Annotated in this window: 20 protein-coding genes; 5 read left to right on the top strand and 15 right to left on the bottom strand. The window is 62.2% G+C overall.

Annotation, left to right across the window (positions count from 1 at the left end; all coding sequences use genetic code 11):
• Window positions 1-72: 72 nt before the first annotated feature.
• The 4 genes from NKH05_RS09735 to NKH05_RS09720 all read left to right on the top strand — a co-directional run bounded on the left by NKH05_RS09735 (window position 73) and on the right by NKH05_RS09720 (window position 3,075).
• Complete coding sequence (locus tag NKH05_RS09735; protein WP_023718480.1) at window positions 73-579, top strand: hypothetical protein; 507 nt, start codon at window positions 73-75, stop codon at window positions 577-579.
• A gap of 140 nt (window positions 580-719) precedes the next feature.
• Window positions 720-1,052 (top strand): hypothetical protein, encoded by a 333-nt coding sequence (locus NKH05_RS09730; protein ID WP_352639595.1) that lies wholly within the window; start codon window positions 720-722, stop codon window positions 1,050-1,052.
• 455 nt (window positions 1,053-1,507) lie between these two features.
• Entirely contained in the window at window positions 1,508-2,584 is a 1,077-nt protein-coding gene (locus NKH05_RS09725; RefSeq protein ID WP_353025335.1) for a hypothetical protein, read from the top strand.
• Entirely contained in the window at window positions 2,581-3,075 is a 495-nt protein-coding gene (locus NKH05_RS09720) for a hypothetical protein (protein WP_352937480.1), read from the top strand. Before NKH05_RS09725 ends, NKH05_RS09720 begins: the two co-directional genes overlap by 4 nt.
• A gap of 260 nt (window positions 3,076-3,335) precedes the next feature.
• Here the strand turns inward: NKH05_RS09720 and NKH05_RS09715 are convergent, their stop codons facing one another.
• The 15 genes from NKH05_RS09715 to NKH05_RS09645 all read right to left on the bottom strand — a co-directional run bounded on the left by NKH05_RS09715 (window position 3,336) and on the right by NKH05_RS09645 (window position 18,566).
• Window positions 3,336-4,157, bottom strand: a complete 822-nt coding sequence (locus NKH05_RS09715) for an IclR family transcriptional regulator (RefSeq protein WP_023718484.1) — start codon at window positions 4,155-4,157, stop codon at window positions 3,336-3,338.
• 57 nt (window positions 4,158-4,214) lie between these two features.
• Window positions 4,215-5,414 carry an aminotransferase class V-fold PLP-dependent enzyme gene (locus tag NKH05_RS09710; RefSeq protein WP_352937478.1) on the bottom strand — a complete coding sequence of 400 codons (1,200 nt, stop codon included), beginning with the start codon at window positions 5,412-5,414 and terminating at the stop codon, window positions 4,215-4,217.
• A 28-nt stretch (window positions 5,415-5,442) separates the two neighbouring features.
• The gene (locus tag NKH05_RS09705; RefSeq protein WP_352639600.1) at window positions 5,443-5,934 is read right to left on the bottom strand and encodes a RidA family protein; all 492 of its coding nucleotides are present in this window, start codon (window positions 5,932-5,934) and stop codon (window positions 5,443-5,445) included.
• Between the two features lie 13 nt (window positions 5,935-5,947).
• Complete coding sequence (locus tag NKH05_RS09700) at window positions 5,948-6,940, bottom strand: ABC transporter ATP-binding protein (protein WP_352639602.1); 993 nt, start codon at window positions 6,938-6,940, stop codon at window positions 5,948-5,950.
• Window positions 6,937-7,956 carry an ABC transporter ATP-binding protein gene (locus NKH05_RS09695; RefSeq protein ID WP_352639603.1) on the bottom strand — a complete coding sequence of 340 codons (1,020 nt, stop codon included), beginning with the start codon at window positions 7,954-7,956 and terminating at the stop codon, window positions 6,937-6,939. The genes NKH05_RS09700 and NKH05_RS09695 overlap by 4 nt, the downstream gene beginning before the upstream one ends.
• Entirely contained in the window at window positions 7,953-9,176 is a 1,224-nt protein-coding gene (locus NKH05_RS09690) for an amidohydrolase/deacetylase family metallohydrolase (protein ID WP_352639604.1), read from the bottom strand. Before NKH05_RS09690 ends, NKH05_RS09695 begins: the two co-directional genes overlap by 4 nt.
• Complete coding sequence (locus tag NKH05_RS09685; protein ID WP_023718490.1) at window positions 9,176-10,039, bottom strand: ABC transporter permease; 864 nt, start codon at window positions 10,037-10,039, stop codon at window positions 9,176-9,178. The genes NKH05_RS09690 and NKH05_RS09685 overlap by 1 nt, the downstream gene beginning before the upstream one ends.
• Window positions 10,039-10,980: an ABC transporter permease gene (locus NKH05_RS09680; RefSeq protein ID WP_352910055.1), complete on the bottom strand. Its 942-nt coding sequence runs from the start codon at window positions 10,978-10,980 to the stop codon at window positions 10,039-10,041. Before NKH05_RS09680 ends, NKH05_RS09685 begins: the two co-directional genes overlap by 1 nt.
• Window positions 10,981-11,088: 108 nt before the next feature.
• Window positions 11,089-12,627: an ABC transporter substrate-binding protein gene (locus NKH05_RS09675; RefSeq protein WP_352937473.1), complete on the bottom strand. Its 1,539-nt coding sequence runs from the start codon at window positions 12,625-12,627 to the stop codon at window positions 11,089-11,091.
• 397 nt (window positions 12,628-13,024) lie between these two features.
• Entirely contained in the window at window positions 13,025-14,314 is a 1,290-nt protein-coding gene (locus tag NKH05_RS09670) for an ABC transporter substrate-binding protein (RefSeq protein ID WP_352937471.1), read from the bottom strand.
• A 28-nt stretch (window positions 14,315-14,342) separates the two neighbouring features.
• A complete protein-coding gene (locus NKH05_RS09665; RefSeq protein ID WP_023718495.1) occupies window positions 14,343-15,179 on the bottom strand; it encodes a carbohydrate ABC transporter permease in 837 nt (278 codons plus the stop codon).
• Window positions 15,169-16,116 (bottom strand): carbohydrate ABC transporter permease, encoded by a 948-nt coding sequence (locus NKH05_RS09660; RefSeq protein WP_352937467.1) that lies wholly within the window; start codon window positions 16,114-16,116, stop codon window positions 15,169-15,171. The genes NKH05_RS09665 and NKH05_RS09660 overlap by 11 nt, the downstream gene beginning before the upstream one ends.
• 24 nt (window positions 16,117-16,140) lie before the next feature.
• Window positions 16,141-17,004, bottom strand: coding sequence for a TauD/TfdA dioxygenase family protein (locus tag NKH05_RS09655; protein WP_023718497.1), 864 nt, complete (start codon window positions 17,002-17,004; stop codon window positions 16,141-16,143).
• A 111-nt stretch (window positions 17,005-17,115) separates the two neighbouring features.
• Window positions 17,116-17,778 (bottom strand): TetR/AcrR family transcriptional regulator, encoded by a 663-nt coding sequence (locus NKH05_RS09650; protein WP_352790918.1) that lies wholly within the window; start codon window positions 17,776-17,778, stop codon window positions 17,116-17,118.
• Between the two features lie 305 nt (window positions 17,779-18,083).
• On the bottom strand, window positions 18,084-18,566 hold the full coding sequence (locus NKH05_RS09645; RefSeq protein WP_023718499.1) for an Lrp/AsnC family transcriptional regulator: 483 nt from the start codon (window positions 18,564-18,566) through the stop codon (window positions 18,084-18,086).
• A gap of 87 nt (window positions 18,567-18,653) precedes the next feature.
• Here NKH05_RS09645 and NKH05_RS09640 point away from each other — a divergent pair, with 87 nt between their 5' ends.
• Window positions 18,654-19,727 carry a pyridoxal-phosphate dependent enzyme gene (locus tag NKH05_RS09640; protein WP_353025332.1) on the top strand — a complete coding sequence of 358 codons (1,074 nt, stop codon included), beginning with the start codon at window positions 18,654-18,656 and terminating at the stop codon, window positions 19,725-19,727.
• Window positions 19,728-19,752: the final 25 nt, after the last annotated feature.

Below are 19,752 nucleotides of genomic sequence, written 5' to 3'. Positions count from 1 at the left end.
CGGGTGCGCGTCATTTCAGCATGTAAGCCAAACGTAAGCGCGGCTCGGTCACTGTCGGCATCGTTCCAACTCATGGAGGAAACCATGCCGACCGCAACCGTTCAAACCATCTATTGTGTCCAGCCCGCCACCGGAACCGACTTCGCGGCCAACCAGGCGCTAGTCGACGCCATCATGGGCCTGACGCCGCAATTCATCCAGAACGACTTCGCCGGCAGCCTGCTGCAAGGGATCAAGTCACTGCCAAGCGTTCTTGGAGCGATCGACGCCATACGGGCCGATCCGGACAACCTGTTCATCACCACCGGGACTGAAGGCAATGTCGATGACGCTGTCTGGCCCTCTCCCGGAGCCACCAGGGAAGTCAATGCGGACCAGTCGTTCGAACCTGGCCTCGTGCTGCCGTTCGAGTATAGCCAGAATCTCTCTCTTTGGGATGAAGACGGCCCTCTTAATGGCAACGATCCACTCGGCTCCGTCACCATGGACAAGGAAGAACAAGGCATGGGTCCAATCGCCAAGATCGCCCGCTCAGCGATTGAGGGTTCGGCCTACTACGTCATTTACCGGATTGACTGACCGCGCGACAGGCATCGGGTGATGTCCACGGTCGCCGACAACACCTCAGCGAGCAGAAAGCAGCGGGCCGTGACCACCCCGTAAGCCATTCGTAAGCTCGGGCAGGTGAGCATTCCGTCTCGCAACAAGTTGATGGAGCAATGACCATGCGTCCCTACTCTCTGAACATAAGCCGCATCAAATGTCATTCGACGAACGATTATACAGGTTCTGACGACCTTGTTGGAGTGATGGGTCCTGTTCGCTTCCCGATTGGATCCTTCACTCCGGGAAACGACTACAATCTCGACATCGAACAGATCGTTCCAGCCGGTGAATTCTACCTTAATATTATCGAGACCGACCTTTCAGGCGATGACGAGATAGGGATGATCGACCTGTCCGCGATCATGGATTTCCAAAGCGTGAAAAACGTGCAGGGCGCGGATGCCAGTTACGACATCACCATCCTCGTCCAATCCGTATCAGACTAGCTCTAGCATGCGCGATCCGCACTCGAAGCAGGATCGCGCCTGCTCCGCCTTGGATGTCTGGTGCCTCCGGCGAGGGTGGCCTCTCCGCGCCAGGAACTGCTCCGAACTCAAGCTCGGTGAGCGATCCGGTTCCGATCGAGCTTCTTGACATGCATGGATCGGTTCCGGTCGGACCGTTCTTTGAAGACCTTGCAGAGAAGGTCATGGACATCAAAGACGTCTGGGAGCTGTTCCCGGGGCGGAGCGCCCGGCCCTGTAATTTTGGTTCCGAAACGGGAACTCGACAGATGGCTTGGGGTAGCGCCTCCCGACGACGCTTGAGCCTTCCTGCTAGGGATGTGGGGAGGACGCCGCCAACTAGCTGCACTCTGGCGGCCAGATAGAATCATGCAGATTATACTCTGCTGAACTGGTTTATTTAAGAGTAATGCCAATAGGCCCATCAGGAGATTGAAATGCTTACTCAAGTAACCGTACCTTACTCTCCCGGCTACGACTATGGAAAAGGTGTCGATCTTGCGACGGGTAGTCCGATGGGTCATGTCGTCGATGGCGCATTTTCCGGCGTCGACGATGCATTGGGGTCCATATCTTCATTCGACATACGCCGTATTCACACCACCGCCGAACTCGAAAAGTCGCTGAGCATCAATGTCGAAGCGAGCGGCGGGTGCGGGTGCTTCTCCGCGTCCGGAAGGTTTGACTTCGCCCAAAGTTCCAAGATCCAGAGCAGTTCCCTGTTCCTGCTCATCTCCGCCAAAGTAACGCTGCCCTTTCACGGCATCGACGAACCAAAGCTGAGCGGCTCGGCGGCGGCGATATCGAGCAATCCCGAGCTCTTCCAATCACGCTACGGGAACATGTTCGTGAACGGGGTAGGACGCGGCGGGATGTTCCTGGCCGTCCTGCAGATGGATACAGCCAGTTCCGAGGAGGCCCAAGCCGTTTCGATGGAGTTGTCGGGGTCCTACGGGCTGTTTTCTGCCGACGCCAAGATGAAAATGGAGAGCATGCAGAGGCATTTCCATGAAGACGTGCGCACGACCGTCTACCACGAAGGCGGCCCGATCAATCTGATCATGGGGGACGTAACGGATCCCAGCCAGATGTATGGGCTTCTCCAGCAATGGCTGAACGCATTCCAGACCGATCCGAACGCCAATGCCGTTCCTTATTTCGTCACCCTAGCTCCAATCTCCATCGCAGATGGACCGATCCCGCCGAACGCAGCGCAGGTCCGGCAAGCCCAGGATGTTCTGGTTGAGTGCGCGAAGGAGCGCAGCAGCCGGCTAGACCAGATGAACCTGATGGACTTCATTACGCTCAATCCAGGCAAGTTCACCTTCACGGCACCGACAACCCTGCAGACGGTTCAGGAGGCATTCCGTGGTTTCCAAGTCGATATAGACATCATCGCGCAAGCCGCCGCCGCGGCGATCAACGATCCTAAAACAGCGTGCCTGCCGGTTGATTTCGCCGCGAAGCAGACGCCGGCCCGGCGTTTCCCGCAAGGGCTGACGCCCGATCCATGAAAAGCGTTTATGCAGACAAGGGAAAAATGATGGTCAGCCGCGACGCGTTGTTGAGCGGGATGCGAGAACTAGAGCCAGACGGCCCCGCCAAGACCGGGTTTGATATTGGCGTCGCGATGCCCGGAGCAGACACGCTATGGTGCCCGGGAAAGCAGCTTTTCATGGATGGCCTTGATGCTGACGAGCGCGTTGGCTGCGAGGATTCAGCGTGCTTCATTGTCGCCCGGAATGCGCAACTCGGCCTCGCGACCGTCGGCGCGAAGATCGCGGAGAAGACCTCGACGGATGCCTTTAAGGCTGCCCGCACTGCAGAGCCGCCCGGCATGTACACTCTGGGCTTCGACATCGCCTCGGGCCTCTTCGGCGACGCGAGGCTCGGCGCGCGCGGCCACACCGCACGGGGCCCCGGATCCCTGGGGATCAGGGCAGCCCTCGACCCGAGAGGTCAGCGCGGCTTTGATGCAGCGATGACGCTGTACTCGGTTGCCTGACGACGGGAGCGTCTGATCAACAGGCCAGAGAGCACATTCTCGTTTCACTGCTCAAGCCTGTCAGGCACCGAAAACCACCAGATCGGCCAGCTTGAAGATGCGAGCGCAGGCTTGATTGGAACGGCTGGAGACTCGGCGCCCGTCGGTTCAATGCGTCAAATTTTCGTCTGGACGGGCTGCTGAGCCCAATGGGATCATTTCTGGTTCGGTGAGCGGGATGTGCAGAAACGCACCATCCGTGATTTTGCCAACTCGCGCCGTTATGGCCGGTCGGTTCGCCAACCGAGCCGCGACTCGATGCGGCGCGCACTGATCTTGACCATCGTAATCAAATCCGGGTTCTTTTGCTTCAGCTTCACATCCGGGACGACGATCGAGATCGTGGCACGGCAGGCTCCTTGGTTGTCGCGGATGGGAGCCGCAATGCAGGCAACTGAAAAGTCAGATTCACCAGCCTGGATCGACAGGCCCTGCTCCAGTGCTGTGGCGGCCGCCCGAGCGAGCACATCCTCGTCCGTCTCGGCGCGTCCGGTCGGAGATGCGATCGCGGATCGGGCGAAAATGGCGCGGCGTTCGGCTTCCGGCAAATGGCCGACGAGCAGCCGACCCGACGCGGTCCAGTTCAGCGGCGTCCGGGTCCCGACGCGAGATGTAACCTGGAAATGATCTTTGCCCTCTTCCATCGCAAGCACGACCATATGGTCACCGTCACGGCCGCATAGCTGGATCGTCTCTTTCGAACTCTGAGCCAGTTCGTGCATCTCCTGCGTTGCCACGTTGAGCAGGTCCAATGTGCGAGCGTAGGTCAGGCCGTACTGATAGAGCCGCGGACCCAGCCAGAGCAGGCCGCCGTCCTTGCGGTCCAGCAGTTCCTTTTCGACCAGATCGTCGACGATGACGTAGATCGTCGACAGGGGGGCGCCGATGTCGTGCGCTATCTCATATGCAGTTGCTGGCCGCCCCTGCTTTTGCAGATAGTCGAGTATCTGCAGCGCACGGTCGATACCGCTGGTGCGCGAGCGGCGGGGTTCCCGCGGGTCTTCGGCGGGGTTCAGGTGCAGGTCGGGCGCTATCGTGGGCATGGCATTCTCGGTTTTGCGGGCACTGTAAGGCAGCCGGGGCATTTACCACAGCCAGCCTCAATCCGGCCAGTTGAGGATCGCAGCCTCGCGGGCCATGAGACGCTCGTTCCATGGTGTGGCGATGATCGCATTCGACTTGCGCGCGCCATCAAGCTCCTCGGCAAGCCGTGCCGCCACAATGAATTCTTCGTCGGGATGCAAATTGCATGGATCGAGGAAGAAATAGCCGTGCTCGACTTCATGATCGCGGACGACCACCGGCGGATTGCCAGCTGCCAGCCGGTCGGCCAGATCCCAGGCTGTAATGCGCGATTCGGCGGCATTCACCCACACCTTCAAGCGATCGAGCGGATTGCTGGTCGGGTCGGGTACGATAGCGGCGGTGACGCCAGGCCGCCCCTCGAGTGCTTGCGCCCAGCAGTCGAGCGCTCGGCGTTCGCGAGCGCGAATACCCTCATGGTCACGCGTTTTCCAGGCCTGGAGAGCAGCGAGCGCACCGACGATGCCTTCCTTGCCGACCTTCATGCCGCGCCCGATGCCCCGGTTTTGCAAGTAGACGTCGCGCACCCGCGCCTTCGTGCCTGCGACGATACCGGATGTCGGGCCGCCCAGGAATTTGTGACCCGAATACAGCACCAGATCGGCTCCGCTGGCGAGAAAGCCCGCCAGATCGTATTCGGACGCTGCGTCGACGATGACCGGGACCCCGCGTGCATGGGCGGTTTCGACGAACATCTTCAGCGGGATTTGCCCATACTCGACGACATGGTGCGACACGACGTAGATTGCTGCAGCAGTGCGCTCGGTGATAGCGCCTGAGAGCTGATACGCCGAGGCGCTGGTCGCCTGACCGACCGGCACGACCTTGGCGCCGGCGAGACGGATCGCCTGTTCGATCGGTGCGCCGTAGCTGACCATGTGGCCGGACTGGATGACGATCTCGTCTTTCAGTCCAGCGGTATCCGGCAGCCGTTCGATCGCGGCAAGGTCCGGGCCCGTCATGCTGGCCGCCACGGCCAGGCTGATTGCCGCGGAACAGGAGGCGGTGATGAAACCGGCCTCCGCGCCCGTCAATTCGGCGATCACGGCGCTGGCCTTGCGATGCAGATCGGCCATTTCGACAAACTCGGTGAGAATGCCGGACACAGCCTCGACAGCCGTGGGAACGACAATGGAGGCGCCGAGCGAGGTCATCGTGCCTGAGACGTTGATGACGGGCCTGAGGCCCAACTGGCTGCGGAAATCTTCGACAGGCATGGTCTTGTGCTCCGACTATTCGATGCGACTAATCAACGGCGATGACGGCTTCAATTTCGACGCTGATCCCTCCCGGCAGTGATCCGTGACCGACCGCAGAGCGGGCATGGGTGCCGCGCTCGCCGAAAACGTCGATGAGCAGGTCCGAGCAGCCGTTGATCACTGCGGGGTGGTCGGCGAAATCCGGCGTGGCGTTTACCATGCCGAACAGCTTTACCACACGTCGCACGCGGCACAGATCGCCGAGCGCTGCCTGCATGACGGCAATGAGGTTGACACCGGTCAGCCGCGCATGGGCATAGGCCTGATCGACCGTCACGTCGGCACCGACCTTGCCTGTATAGACCCGGCCGTCGGCCTCACTCGGCCCCTGGCCGGATAGGAACAGCAGCTTGCCCTCCTGCACGTGTGTGACAAAATTGGCGATCGGCGGCGGCGCCTCGGGCAGCGTTATTCCAAGCGCCAAAAGCCGGTCGTAGGGCGTGCTTTCCGGTCGCTTCATGAGCTCGGAAAAAGTCATACACAAACTCCAATCAGATCGTTTTTTCGTTGTGCCGGATGCAGGCCACGTGATGCCCGCCGCCGATGTCGTCGACGGGCGGAATGATCCCGGCGCAGGCAGCAATTGCGTCCGGACAGCGGGTGCGGAAGACGCAGCCGGAAGGCGGGTCAATCGGGCTTGGAATGTCACCACGCAAGGCGACGTGAGTGCGTCGGCGGGTCGGGTCGGGCACGGGTGCTGTCGCCAGCAATGCCCTGGTGTATGGGTGCCGCGGCGCGGCGTAGAGAAGACGGCTCGGACCACGCTCCATGACGCGGCCGAGATACATCACCACCACTTCGTCGCAAAGGTATTCGACCACCGAGAGGTCATGCGCGATGAACAGCAGCGTCAGGCCGAGCCGCTTTTGCAACTCACCGAGCAAGTTGAGCACCTGCGCCTGCACCGACACGTCAAGCGCCGAGACCGGCTCGTCGGCGACGACGAATTCCGGCTCGACGGCGAGCGCGCGCGCAATGCCGATGCGCTGGCGCTGGCCGCCGGAGAATTCGTGCGGGTAGCGCGTGGCGTGATCAGGCGACAGGCCGACCAGGGTCAGCAGTTCGGCGACCCTGTCGGCACGTCGCTTGCCTCGCGGAAAGCCGCGCGCGTCGAGTGCCTCGCCGATGATGGCGGCGATGCGCATGCGCGGGTTGAGGCTGGAGAATGGATCCTGGAACACGATCTGCAGCTTTTGCCGATAGCCGCGCATTTCACGTGTGGACAGCGAAAACAGATCGACGCCGTCGAACAGCGCTTTGCCTCTGGTCGGCTCCACCAGCCTGAGGATGGCGCGCCCGGCGGTGGTCTTGCCAGAGCCGGACTCGCCGACCAGCCCGACCGTCGAGCCGCGTCCGACATCGAAGCTGACATCCTCGACAGCATGAACGATCCGGCCATTGCGGGCGGGAAAGTGCTTTGTCAGACCCTGCACGCTGAGCAATGGCGCAGTCGCCGCACGACTTGGTATCACCCCGGCGCTCACAGCTCTGCACTCCTGATGCAACGGGAAGCGCCATGCGGCCCTGCCGGCATTAATGGCGGCGGTGCCGCGCGACAGGGCGCAATGGCGAAGTCACAGCGCGGCTCGAAGGCGCAACCCGGCGGCAATGCGGTGATCGGCGGCACGCTGCCGGGAATGGAATAGAGCGCCCGGCGCTTGCCGTCGTCACCGATGTCGCGCGCGGCATTGGGCGTACAGGCCAGCAGCCCCCTCGTGTAGGGATGGCGCTGGTGCGCAAACAGGTCGTTGACCGGTGCCTGCTCGACGACACGGCCGCCATACATGACGACGACATCATGGGCGATCTCGGCGACGACACCAAGATTGTGGGTGATGAAAAGGATCGACATGCCCATCTCGACCTGCAGGCGACGCAAGAGATCAAGGATCTGCGCCTGGATGGTGACGTCGAGGGCCGTAGTCGGCTCGTCGGCGATCAGCAGCGACGGACTGCAGGCGAGTGCCATGGCGATCATGACGCGCTGGCGCATGCCGCCGGACATCTGGTGCGGATAGTCGTCGAGCCGCGAGACGGCGTCCGGAATCTCGACATGCTTCAGCATGGCGAGCGCACGGCTGCGCGCTTGCTCCCGGGTCACCGGCTCGTGCACCGCGATCATTTCGCCGATCTGATCGCCGACCGTGAAGAGCGGGTTGAGGCTGGTCATCGGCTCCTGGAAAATCATCGTGATTTCCCGACCGCGGACCTTGCGGAATTCCTTCTGAGTAAATCCGGCGAGGTCGTGGACACGCTCCTGCCGGTCGCGGAACAATATCTGGCCGCCGGCGATCCTTCCGGGCCGTGACAGCAGGCCCATGATCGACAGGCTGGTCACCGACTTGCCGGAACCGGATTCTCCGACCACGGCCAGCGTCTTGCCGTGCTTCAGGTCGAAGGTGACGCCATCGACCGCCTTGGCGGTAAGACGGCGGGTCTGAAACCAGGTCCGCAAGTCCCGAACCGACAGGATGACGTCGCTGGCGATCGCGCCGCTCATGATTTCCACCCGCAATGCGGACAGACGTGCACACTGCCCGCAGAACCTTCCGGCGGCAGGTGGCGGTGGGCAATGATCGCCTCGGCACCGAGGATAGCGTGGCGAGGCTCGAACAGCCGGTGCAGCGTGCTTGTCGCCCCTTGCGAATCCTTCACGGTGAGCTCGGCGTCGGCGAGGTCGAACAAAGTGAATTCTGCCGGCCTGCCCTTTTCCAGCAGTCCGTCGGCGGGCAACCGGATGGCGCGGCGCGGCGCCGTCGTCGAGGCCGTCACCACATCGTCGAATGCCATGCCGAGCGACAACAGCTTCGACATGGTGGTTGCCATATCCCACACCGCGCCGTCGAGCGAGCGGTTGTGCAGATCGGTCGAGATCGTCTTCGGCGGCAGACCGCGCTCGAGCGCCGCCTTGGCGACATCGAAGGAGAACGAGGCGCCGCCGTGGCCGACATCAAGCACAATGCCGCGCTGCGCCGCATCCTCGGCGAGCCGATAAAGATCGTCGTCCTCGATGATCGAGCCGCCGGCCTTGCCATTGAAGCAATGAGTGACGATGTCGCCTTCGCTCAGCAGGCCGAGAACATCGTCATAGAGTGGCGGCGGCTCACCAACGTGCACCATCAGCGGCAGCTTGAGGATGCGGCCGAGCTTCTTCGCCAGCCGGACCGGCGTCAGGTCCCAGCCGCCGGTAATGACGTGGCTGGCACGCACCTTCAGTCCGACGATGACGTCGCGGTTGGCCTCGACGGTTGCAATGGTGCGGTCGATGTCGATCGAGCGCATGTCGGTCAGCTCGCTGACACGGTTGCAGGCGACGAGACCGATCGAACCTATGTTCAGGAACGCGTATATATTCTCTCGCGCCGGCTCTATGATGAACTCGCGAAAGCCGTGGAAATTGGCTTCGCCGGCTGAGCCGGCATCGACCATCGTGGTGACGCCTCGGGCGGCGCCACATTGCTGCGGCCGCAGCGAAATGTCGGTGCCGCCGTACCAGACATGCACGTGAAGATCGGTCCAGCCGGGCGACAGGAACGCGCCATTGGCGTCAAGCATCGTCACATCCTCGCCGGCGGCAATGGTCGAACCGGTTTCGGCGATACGGCCATCCTTGCCGATCAGCACGTCGATCGTCTGGCCAAACTCGCCGCCGAAGCCGACTGGTTTTGCGCCCCGGATCAACAGCGGCCTTTCGGTTTGGGAAGAGCGATTGCTGAACATCAGATGTCCTTTGCGAGACGAGGGTCGAGAAGATCGCGCAAGCCGTCGCCGACGAGCTGCAGCGACAGCACGGTGATGACGATGGCGCCGCCCGGAAACATCATGATCCAGCCGGCCTGATCCATGTATTGACGGCCGGTGGCGATCATTGTGCCCCAGGTCGGGATGTCGGGCGATATGCCAACGCCGAGGAAGGACAGACCGGCCTCGGCCAGGATGGCGTTGGCGAAGATGAAGGTTGCCTGCACCAGCAATGGAGAGGTGACGTTGCGCAGTACGTGCCGCACCAGGATAATCGGGGTCGGCACGCCGAGTGCGCGGGCCGCCTCGACATAGGGCAGTTCGCGAATGACCAGCGTCGAGGCGCGCACGACGCGTGCGAGCCGCGGCGCATAAACCACGCCGAGGGCGACCACGACATTGACGGCGGTGGCGCCAAGTGCCGCCACGAGTGCAATTGCGAGCAATATGTCGGGAAAAGCCATCATGGCGTCGATCAACCGCGACACCGGCGCGTCGAGCCTTCTGAAGAAGCCGGAAGTCAGTCCCAAAACGACACCGATGATCGAGGCGAAGATCACGACAGCAAAGCCGACCGCCAGCGAAGTGCGCGCGGCGTAGAGCGTGCGGGTAAAGATATCGCGCCCGAGATCGTCGGTGCCGAACAGGTGGTCGAGGCTCGGCGGATGCAGCCGACTGGCAATGGAGAGCTTAGTCGGTGCGTAGGGCGCGATGACCGGCGCGAGGATCGCGGCGAGCACGATGGCGATCAGTACGGCGATGCCCACCGCCGCCGTCGGCCGCGTCATCAGCCGCGAAAGCATATTTGGCTCCGCCTGGAGCGGCACCGAGATAGCGGCCATCAGTAGCGAACCCTCGGATCGACAGCCAGATAGAGCATGTCGATGGCGAAATTGACCAGGACGTACAGCCCGGCAATGACCAGCAGCGCGCCTTGGATAACCGGATAGTCGCGCCGTAACACCGCCGAGACGACCAAGCTGCCGACGCCGGGCAGGCCGAACACCGTCTCGGTCACCACCGCACCGGAAATGAGCAGTGCCGCGGTCAGGCCGATGACGGTGAGGATGGGGATCAAGGCATTTCTGAAGGCATGCTTCAGCACCACACGCCATTCGCTCATGCCTTTGGACCGGGCGGTCCGCACATAGTCGTCATTGAGCACGTCGAGCATCGAGGCGCGCGTGAAGCGGGTGATCAATGCCGAGCTTATGAGACCGAGCGCCAGCGCCGGCAGCACCAGATGATCAAGCCGGTCGGCAAACGAAGCTCCCGGCCCGCCATAGCCAGATGTGTCGAACCAGCCGAGCTTCACGGCGAAGAACTGAATGAACACAAGGCCTAGCCAGAAGCTCGGCACGCTGGCTGCGAACATGGCAATGGTAGTTGCCGCCTGGTCGAAGATAGAGCCACGCTTATAGGCCGACAGGATTCCGACCGGCAGCGCGATGAGCGTTGCGATTACCAGGGAGAAGACGGTGAGAAAAAACGTCGGTTCGGCGCGTTGGGCGAGCGCGGTCGTGACCGGCTCGCCGAGGAAGATCGACTGGCCGAAGTCGCCTTGGACGACATCGAGAACGTAGCGCCCGAACTGTTCGAGGATGGAACCGTCGAGCCCGAGCTTGGACCGCAGCGCGGTTATATCGGCGGCCGTGGCGTCTGGACCCAGCATAACTGCCGCCGGATCGCCGGGCGTCACCCGTACGATGACGAACACGATCGTGACGACCAGCGCCATGACGACGATCATGCCGAGAAGTCTATTGAGGATTGAGCGCAGCATTGGCGTTATAGCATCCCTGAGCAACCATCGAACGGTTTGCCGGGCGCCGGCTTTGTCGGCCGGCACCCGGTCGCCTGTCGTTGAGTGGAGGCGGAAAGCAGGACCGTCTCAGTTGCCTTCCAGATAAGCGTTCCAGAAATAGGGCCATGGCGCCGGCGTCACGCCTTTCAGCTTGGGGGCCTGGGCGGCCAAAGCGTTGAAGTCGCCGACCTTGAACGCTGGAACTTCGTCGTAGATCGCCTTCTGGACATCTGCGAACAGCGCGACGCGCTTGGCCGGATCGGCTTCGGCGTTGAACGCCTCAAGCACCTGGTGCTTGCGATCCGAAACCCACCAGCCCGGAGAGGAATCCGACATTATGCCGGTCAGCGACGGTTCGGGCAGGAACGGACTGTGGGAAATGTAGATGTCCCACAGCGCCGGGTCGGTGCGGTTCTTGGTCAGCGTCGCCCATTCGACCACGTCGAGCTGGACCTGGAAGCCGGCGGCTTTCAGATACTCGGCCGCGACCTGCGCCATCTTGTAGTGGAACTCGTACTGGCGGCTGGTGAGGATGCGCAAAGGCTTGCCGTCATAGCCGGCTTCCTTCAGCAGCGCCGCAGCCGCTTCGGTGTCGCCATCGGGCTTGTAGGGCTCGGTGCCGGCGTCCGTGTGCCAGGCAAAGCCTTGCGGGTACATGTCACCGTCGGCTGCGAAGAACTCCTTCGATCCGAATGCGGCGAGCAGCATGTCGTTCGGCGCCAGCGCTGCTTGTATCGCCTTGCGGATGCGAATGTCGGAATTCAGCCCCTGCTTGGTATTGAGGACGAATACCGGCCAACCGAACGGCTTCAAGATGACCGGCTGGGTCTTGCCACCCGAGATCTTGTCAAAGGACTCGACCGGCAGCGAGTCAACATAGGCGAACTGGCCGGAGACAGCGCCTTCGACGCGCGTGTTCGCATCGGGAACCGGCACGAAACGGATTTCGTCGAGATACTGTTTTCTGGCGCCACCATAGCCGTTGGGTTCGCCGTCGCGCGACTTGTAGCCGTCGAACCGGGCAAGCTGGATGTACTGGTCCGGCTTGCGTTCCTTCAACATATAGGGGCCGGTACCGACGAAGCTGGTCAGCGGCTCCTGTCCCACGTTTTCCGACGGGATGATGATTGCGGCCGCATTGTTGAGTGAGAGCAGCGACAGAAGTGGCGCGAACGGCTTTTTCAGGGTGAGCTTGACGGTGTGGTCGTCAACGGCGTCGACCGTGGCGATGACTTCGGCTGCCTGCTTGCCGCGCGTGGCAATCTTCATCCAACGCTGCAGCGAAGCGACCACGTCGGCCGAATTCATCTCGCTGCCGTCGTGGAACTTAACGCCGGTTCTGAGCGCGATGGTGTAGGTACGGCCATCCGGTGAAATCTGTGGCATTTCGGCGGCCAACAGCGGCGTGATGCCCCAGTCCTTGTCGAAGGTATAGAGCGTCTCGTAGATGTGCTGCGTGACAATGCCAACCAGATCGGCGGTCGAGGCCATCGGATCCAGTGTCGGCGGCTCCCCAATGGTCGCCACATCAATCACTCCACCTCTAGCGGGCTCGGCCCAGGCAGCGCCTGTCGCCGGCAGCATAAGCGCGGCGAGTGAAGCGACGATTTGCAAGAAACGCTTCATCTTGGTTCCCTTCGCTCTGTTCCATAGTAATGGAATTTATATCCTAGTTACGGACGAAGTAAACGCATCCGAATATGATGTCGTCAAGCTGTTTTCGCCCAGAGGACGTCGCGCGGCTGGAGTCGCTGATGATCCTCGTGCGCCAAGGCGTGGCCTCGCCGTAAGGCCTGCATCACGCGATCGCCCAGGCGCCTAGGCCGCGTGGTGGGATATCGGTGGCGGCGCGCTGAACCTGCTGTCTGCCGCCAGCGCACTGCTAAGCAGTCCTGAGCTCGCGCGATCGAACTCAGGTCCATGGAACATCGCCTCACCCGACGACGACTTTACGACCGCGCTGATCCTCGCCGGTTGGTCGCCTGGCAAGTAGCAGGCGACATGGCCACGTCAGTCCATACTATCAAGCTGGCATTAGCGGCTTGACGCGATCGACAATGGCGGCGACCGCTTCCTTCGGGCTCTTGCGACCGAGGACGGCGAGCTGAACCTCCTCGAGAAACGTCGACTGAGCGCGAGCGGCTTCGGGAAAAGCCGGAAAGGCCGGTCGCGCCTTGGCAAGGGCGGCTGCCTCGACCGTCGCCTGTGGCAGCGCCCCGGCGAACGACGGCTCGGCATAGGTCGAAGTGCGGACGGGGCCATTGCCGTTGCGCGCCATGTCGAGTGTGGCCGCCTTGCTCGCTACGAAGCGGATGTAGCTCCAGGAGAGCCTCTTGTCCGCCGAATTGGCGGGAATGGCCATTGCCCAGGATTCGACGACCGGATGCATTTCCTGACCGGTGCCGAGGGTCTTGGAGCCGGGAAACTCGATCGGCTTGATCTTTCCCGGCGCAGTCGACTGTTCCTTGCTGTTGAGCTGCGCGTAGCGGGCGAAAGGCAGCACCGCGAAGGCAGCGCGCCCCTGCTGCATCCAAGTCACCATGTCGTCGTTGCGCGTTGTGGCATAGCTGCGGGGGAGCGCGCCGGCCTTGAAGAGGTCGGCAAGCACGGACAGGCCTTTTTCCATCGCCTCCGGATCGGGGACCACCTGGAACTGCTTGTCGATGAAATCACCGCCGAACGCGCGGGCGAACATGACCGGGAAGACGGCGAGGTCGCTCGCAAGGATCATGCCGACGGCCGGCGTACCGGACTTGGAGGTGAAGGTCAGCTTCTTCGCCTGCTCGACCAGCTCCTCCAATGTGTTCGGTGGCGCCGAAATGCCGGCCTCCTGAAGCAGCTCCTCGTTGTAGAAAAGCCCCTGCGTGGCATGGCGCACGGGGATGCCGACGAGCTTGCCGCCGACGGTCATCGATTGGCGCAGGCCCTCGGCGATATCGTCGAAATCCTCGATCGGCTCGGCTTTCTTGAGGTCGTCGAGCGGCTCGAACAGCGAGGCGATCTGCGACGTCATGCGGTTGTCGATGACATAGCCGACGTTGAAATCGGTCTCGCTCAGGCTCGCCTCCCGGAATAACCGGTCCTGGAGCGGATTGCTGTCAAGCGTAGTCCAGGAGATCTGGGCGTTGTTCTTGTCCTCCCAGGGCTTGATGACATTGCCGGCGGCGCCGGTCGTCAGGTTGGCTTGGTGGACGCGATGGCAAAGCACGTTCAGCGTCTTTACCTGGGCATGGGCCAACCGACCCAAGGCGCCCGTCGCGCCGGCGGCCATCGCGGTCGTCAGCAGGGCTCTGCGTGTCATGTGCAAAGGCATTGTCTTCCTCCCTTTCTCGGTGACGTCGTCACCCCTTGGTCGCGCCGGCGGTCAATCCGGCGACGAGAAACCGGTTCATCAGGACCACGAAGACGAGAACCGGCAGCAATTGGACGGTAGAGGCCGCAAAGAGCACGCCCCAGTCGACGCCGTCGATCGAACTGATCATCTCCGAAAGGACCAGAGGCGCGGTCTTGGCGTGGTTGGCGGTGAAGATATAGGCGAACAGAAACTCGTTCCACGCGAAGACGACTACGAAGACGGCGACGGCGAGCATGCCGGGCGCTACGAGCGGCAAGATGATCTTGACAAGGATCGTCAGCGGCCGCGCGCCATCGAGGACAGCCGCCTCGTCGAGTTCGCGCGGTACCTGATCGATGAACGTGCGCATCAAGAGCGTGCCGAGCGAGACAAAGAACGTCGCGTAGAGCAGGATCAGCACCAGATGGGTGTCGTTGAGCCCGAGCCGATTGACGACCGGGAACAGTGGCAGCGTCACGACGATCGGCGGGATCAGCCGCGATCCGATCAGAAACATCACCGATCCTTCCAGGAAACGGACGCCCCGATAGCGTGAGTAGGCAAAACCGGCGAGCATACTTGCCATGACGGCAAGCGCCGTCGCCCCGGTGGTGATGATCAGGCTGTTGACGAGCCCGTCGAAAAAGGCCGGCCAGCGCTGCCACAGCGAGGCGTAGTGCTCCAAGGTCGGTTCGAAGAAGAGCTCCGGTGGAACCGCGAAAATCTCGCGACCGGGTTTGAACGACGAGAGCACGATGAAGCCGATCGGAAACAGTGACCAGACGACGATTGCCGCAACAGCGAGCATCTTTCCGGCACCGATGGCGAGACGCCTAGAACGCATTGGCCACGGATTCCTTGCGCAGCCGCCATACATAGCCAGTCGCAAGCAGCAGCGAGATGACGACCATCATCCACGCCGTCGCGGCCGCCGTGCCGAACGAGTTGTAGCGGAAGCCTTCCTGATAAAGATAAACGGAAACGACCTCGGTCGTGCGTGCCGGGCCGCCCTGGGTCAGGAGCCAGACCTCGGAAAAGAGGCGGAAGGCGAAGATGTAGCGGAAGAGCAGCGCAATCAGCATCGCTGGCGCCAGGAGCGGCAGCGTGATGTTGCGGAAGAGCTGGAACGCATTGGCCCCGTCGGTGCGCCCAGCCTCGTAGAGCTCCTTCGGAACCGCGAGTCGTGCCGCATAGAGGATGATGAATGTGAATGGCAGGTGCAGCCAGATCGTGAGCAGGCCGACGAGGACGAGGCCGTGAGAAGGGATGAACGTCCAGTCGAGCGTCGGCAGACCGGTGTATCGCAGCATCAGCGTGATTGGGCCGACGTCCGGATCGAACAGGAAGCGCCACATTGCGACCGCCGTCACCTCGCTGATGGCGTAGGGAGCGAGCACCACGACGAGCATGACGCGCTGGAGGGGAAGCCCGGAAGCGAAAAGCAGGGCCAGGCCAAGGCCGAGCAGCAGTTCGATGTGAACCGCCACGGCGACGACGAGGACGGTGTTCCAGACCGAACGCCAAAAATAGGGATCGGTGAGGACGCGGATGTAGTTATCGAACCCAACGAAGGTTGCCGATTGGCCGAATGACGAGGCTTCGAAACTCAGCCACAGGACGAAGATGGCGGGGAGCACGATGATCCCAAGCACCAGGAGGTGCACGGGCGTCGCATAGAGGTAGGCAGGCGAAAACGCGAAGCGCCGCCTCTTGGTCTCGCCAGCCGCTTCCGCCGTCCCCTCCCCCCTGTGGCCGACGGATGCCTCGGAACCAAATGCCATTGCTCCTCCCTGAGCGGTTGCGCGTCAGCCGTCCCTGGCGGCAAGTGGAACGGTGCCCTCCACCGTTGTTCTGTACATCACCCGGCGATATCCGGGATAATCGTTGATGGCGGTGTGCAGGACATGGGGATTGTTCCACATACCGAGCGTCTTCGGTTCCCAACGCAGCCTGCAGTTGAACTCGGGCCGGACAGCCCGCGCCATCAGGAAGTCGATCATCGGCTTGCTTTCTTCCTCCGTCATCCCCTTGAAATTGGTCATCACGCTGCTGACGAAGACATAGCGCCGGCCAGTCTCGGGGTGGCGACAGATCACAGGATGCTCGACGACGGCATTCTCGATCGCCTCGACATCGGCCTTGACGCCGAGCCGGCTGTGGGCCGCGTTGATGGCGAAGACCCCGCGGCCGCTATGGACGCCCGTCAGGCCTTGCAGGATCTCGACCAGCCGCGGCGAAAGCGAGTCATATGCCTTCTCGAGGCTGGAGAAGCAGGTGTCGCCGCCAACCGGCGGCACCTCCTCACCGTAGAGGATCGTAATGCCCGGTGGCTTCGGTAGCCAGGCGAGGTCCATGTGCCAGTCCTCGCCGATCACTTTGCCCGTGTCGTCCGGCTCGCGCACGAAGCGCACGATATCGTTAAAGCCGTCGATCGGCGTGTGCACCGGATTGCCGCTAAATGGTCCGAACCGGCGGGCGACCTTATGGACGCCGGCGGCGTCAAGCTCCTGATCACGCACGGCGAGCGCATGGTATTTGTAGAGCGCGCGGCGAACGTCCTGGAAGGCATCCTCGCTCGCGCTCGCCAGATCGATCCCACGAATTTCTGCACCGAGCGCTCCAGTGAAGGGGCTGACCTCGAAACGAGTGAATGCGTCATCGCGCAGCACGTGATCCTCCCTAATACGCGCCTCGTCGCCATCATGGGCTGACTTACCTGCAAGTAAGTAACTTGAAAGCCAAAGGCTGTCAACTCACCCTCGCTTTGATCCACTGGATGTCTAGCCTCGACCCGAGCCCTTCCCCGCATCCTGCCAAGCGGCGCGGATGATCGCGGCGAGCGCTGCGAAGGTCCTGGCGACCTCGTCGAAGCTTCCGGTGTCCTGCGTCATTGGTGGACAGGACAGAAGGGTAATGCGCAGCATGTGCACGAGCTCGTCGCTGAGTGTGTGGGAGGAAAGCTCTCCGTCCTTCACCGCCTGGTCTACCGCATGACGCAGGCTCTGATCATAGACCCGGTTGACGCGCTCCAGGGCACGTTCCGCCGGTTCGCCGAGAACCGGGAGGTCGTGGCGAAGGCGCGAAAGCGGGCTCCACATATTGCGAGCTCCCTTCTCAGCGTTGAAACGTTCGTAGAAGCGGCGCAGATCCTCGAGTTGCATATCGAGCCGGTCGAAGAACCGGATGTCGGGAGTCGTCCAGAAGCGTTTGATCCGGGCCTCGGCATTGGCAGCGAAGTCCGCGATCAATTCCTCCATCAGCTGACGCTTGTTACCGAAGTGATGATGGATGTTGGCGCGCGTCGTGCCGATCGCCGTCGCTATATCGCCGAAGCTGAAACCATCGTGGCCGCGCAGGACATAGAACTCGGCCGCGACCTCTTTGATTCTGGTCCGCGTAGAGTGCGCCTCATCGCCGGGAGGTCCTGAAATGTTGGCTCTCATATGCCTTCCGAAATTCATGCCGCTCGCTGCCGCGACGATCACTATGCCGGAACGAGCCGCAACCGCCCACCGACCGGCACCAGACGCGATCAGCGTTGCTATCACAAATTGCCATGCGATGTACCCGTCGTACTAGAGTCTCTTTCTACGCACTGGCGGAACTAATTTGCGCCAGGTGCAGACATTCGCGGTGGGGCGGGTGAGTAGATACGGGAACGCGTATATCGACCTTCAACCTGGTTCGCGCCCTTGACTGATATTACGGGTCAAAAGGGCAATGACCTTGCTGGGGACAGGCCACAAACTCAGGCAGTGGATAGCGGCTGCGCATCGGCTGCGCCGATCACTTCTCTCATCGTCACGATGGTGCGAAACGCCTTCACGTTCGAATCGGCGTGGAAGACTTCCCGCGTGAAGACATCGTACGCCTCCATCCCTGGCAATTGCAGGAGGAGCACGAAATCGGTTTCACCGGTGACATACCAAGCCTGACGAACCTCCGAGCGCCCGCGAAGCTTGCCGATGAAGGCGTCCAACTCGACAGCGCTCTCCCGTTCCAGGGAAACGAGCACATGGATGGTTAGCGGCAGGCCCACGGCCCCCGGGCGAACGACGGCAATGTCTGCTGCGATCACGCCATCCTTCCGCAGCCGGCGCAGGCGGCGCAGAACCGCGCTCTGGGAAAGCCCGACCTGCTCGGCGAGACGCCGCGCCGGGATCTGGTTGTCGCGCTGAACCAGCGACAGCAGCACATAGTCGAAGCGATCGAGGACGGCAGTTTTCGTCATGAGGACAGGCATGTATGACGAAATCAGGCAGGCGAGGAACGATAATAGGCGCGAACCGGCGTGGTTTCCGGGATAGAACTTCGCCTCATGGCCATAGACACACAGCCGGGCCTTGACCCTGATCAGATCGCGGCGCTGTTACAGCGCCTGTCGCCATTTTATGCACCGACACCGTTGCTCGACCTGCCAAACCTCGCTGCGAGCCTGGATGTGGCCCAGGTGCTTGCCAAGAACGAGGGACACCGTGCCCTGGGCAGCTTCAAGTCCCTCGGCGGCACTTATGCTGGTCTGTGTGCTCTGGCCCGGGCTACCGGGATGGATATCGACGAATTGCTCGATCCAGAGCGGGCCAGGACGCCGTTGCCGGCGTTAATCACGGCCAGCGCCGGCAATCACGGACTTGCCGTTGCCGCGGCGGCGAAGTTTGCCGGTGGGACGGCAAAAATATACCTCCACACGGGCGTTCCTGCGGCGCGGGTCAGGCGTATCGAATCACAAGGCGCCGAAATCGTGTGGGTCGACGGCACCTACGACGATGCCGTCGATCGGGCCTCCGCGGCGGCCCGGGCCGGAGAAGGCATTCTGGTGGCCGACACCTCTAGCGACCCGGACGACCTAGCTGTAGCAGATGTCGTCGCTGGCTATGGCGTGCTTGCTGCGGAAATTCGTCGCCAGGTCAACGAGATCGGCCATCTGAGGCCAACCCACCTCTTCGTGCAGGCCGGTGTCGGCGGACTTGCCGCCGCCCTGACGACTGGGCTGAAGGACTGGTTGATGCCTCCAGCCATGATCGTCGTAGTAGAACCAGAGGCCGCAGCCTGCGTCGCGGCCGGGCTGTCGCAAGCACGGTCCGTGCGGATATCCGGCGATCTCAAGACGTCGGCAGACATGCTCGCCTGTGGCGAAGCAGCCGCATCGGCGCTCGACGTACTCCGCCAAGGCAACGCTCGGGTCATAACCGTGTCCGAAGCGGCGCTTGCCGACGCGAAGAGCCGACTTCGCGAGGCAAACGGTCCAGGCACAACCCCGTCGGGTGCGGCCGGCCTCGCCGGCCTCGCCACCGCCGTCGCGACTTCCGGCCCATCGCGGGAGCTTGCGCTCGACGAATCGAGCCGGGTGGTGATCATCGTGACCGAGGCCGAACTGGAGAAGGACGCATGACGATGGCGCCAAACCCCGGACCATT

It is taken from the genome of Mesorhizobium sp. M1399, assembly GCF_040317735.1.
Taxonomy (GTDB): Bacteria; Pseudomonadota; Alphaproteobacteria; order Rhizobiales; family Rhizobiaceae; genus Mesorhizobium.
This window is presented reverse-complemented; position numbering and strand designations above follow the sequence as displayed.

Coding starts and splice junctions, on each gene's coding strand:
- NKH05_RS09735 (WP_023718480.1), top strand. CDS start 73: ATGGAGGAAACCATGCCGACCGCAACCGTTCAAACCATCTATTGTGTC.
- NKH05_RS09730 (WP_352639595.1), top strand. CDS start 720: ATGACCATGCGTCCCTACTCTCTGAACATAAGCCGCATCAAATGTCAT.
- NKH05_RS09725 (WP_353025335.1), top strand. CDS start 1,508: ATGCTTACTCAAGTAACCGTACCTTACTCTCCCGGCTACGACTATGGA.
- NKH05_RS09720 (WP_352937480.1), top strand. CDS start 2,581: ATGAAAAGCGTTTATGCAGACAAGGGAAAAATGATGGTCAGCCGCGAC.
- NKH05_RS09715 (WP_023718484.1), bottom strand. CDS start 4,157: ATGCCCACGATAGCGCCCGACCTGCACCTGAACCCCGCCGAAGACCCG.
- NKH05_RS09710 (WP_352937478.1), bottom strand. CDS start 5,414: ATGCCTGTCGAAGATTTCCGCAGCCAGTTGGGCCTCAGGCCCGTCATC.
- NKH05_RS09705 (WP_352639600.1), bottom strand. CDS start 5,934: ATGACTTTTTCCGAGCTCATGAAGCGACCGGAAAGCACGCCCTACGAC.
- NKH05_RS09695 (WP_352639603.1), bottom strand. CDS start 7,956: ATGAGCGGCGCGATCGCCAGCGACGTCATCCTGTCGGTTCGGGACTTG.
- NKH05_RS09690 (WP_352639604.1), bottom strand. CDS start 9,176: ATGTTCAGCAATCGCTCTTCCCAAACCGAAAGGCCGCTGTTGATCCGG.
- NKH05_RS09685 (WP_023718490.1), bottom strand. CDS start 10,039: ATGGCCGCTATCTCGGTGCCGCTCCAGGCGGAGCCAAATATGCTTTCG.
- NKH05_RS09680 (WP_352910055.1), bottom strand. CDS start 10,980: ATGCTGCGCTCAATCCTCAATAGACTTCTCGGCATGATCGTCGTCATG.
- NKH05_RS09675 (WP_352937473.1), bottom strand. CDS start 12,627: ATGAAGCGTTTCTTGCAAATCGTCGCTTCACTCGCCGCGCTTATGCTG.
- NKH05_RS09670 (WP_352937471.1), bottom strand. CDS start 14,314: ATGCCTTTGCACATGACACGCAGAGCCCTGCTGACGACCGCGATGGCC.
- NKH05_RS09665 (WP_023718495.1), bottom strand. CDS start 15,179: ATGCGTTCTAGGCGTCTCGCCATCGGTGCCGGAAAGATGCTCGCTGTT.
- NKH05_RS09660 (WP_352937467.1), bottom strand. CDS start 16,116: ATGGCATTTGGTTCCGAGGCATCCGTCGGCCACAGGGGGGAGGGGACG.
- NKH05_RS09650 (WP_352790918.1), bottom strand. CDS start 17,778: ATGAGAGCCAACATTTCAGGACCTCCCGGCGATGAGGCGCACTCTACG.
- NKH05_RS09645 (WP_023718499.1), bottom strand. CDS start 18,566: ATGACGAAAACTGCCGTCCTCGATCGCTTCGACTATGTGCTGCTGTCG.
- NKH05_RS09640 (WP_353025332.1), top strand. CDS start 18,654: ATGGCCATAGACACACAGCCGGGCCTTGACCCTGATCAGATCGCGGCG.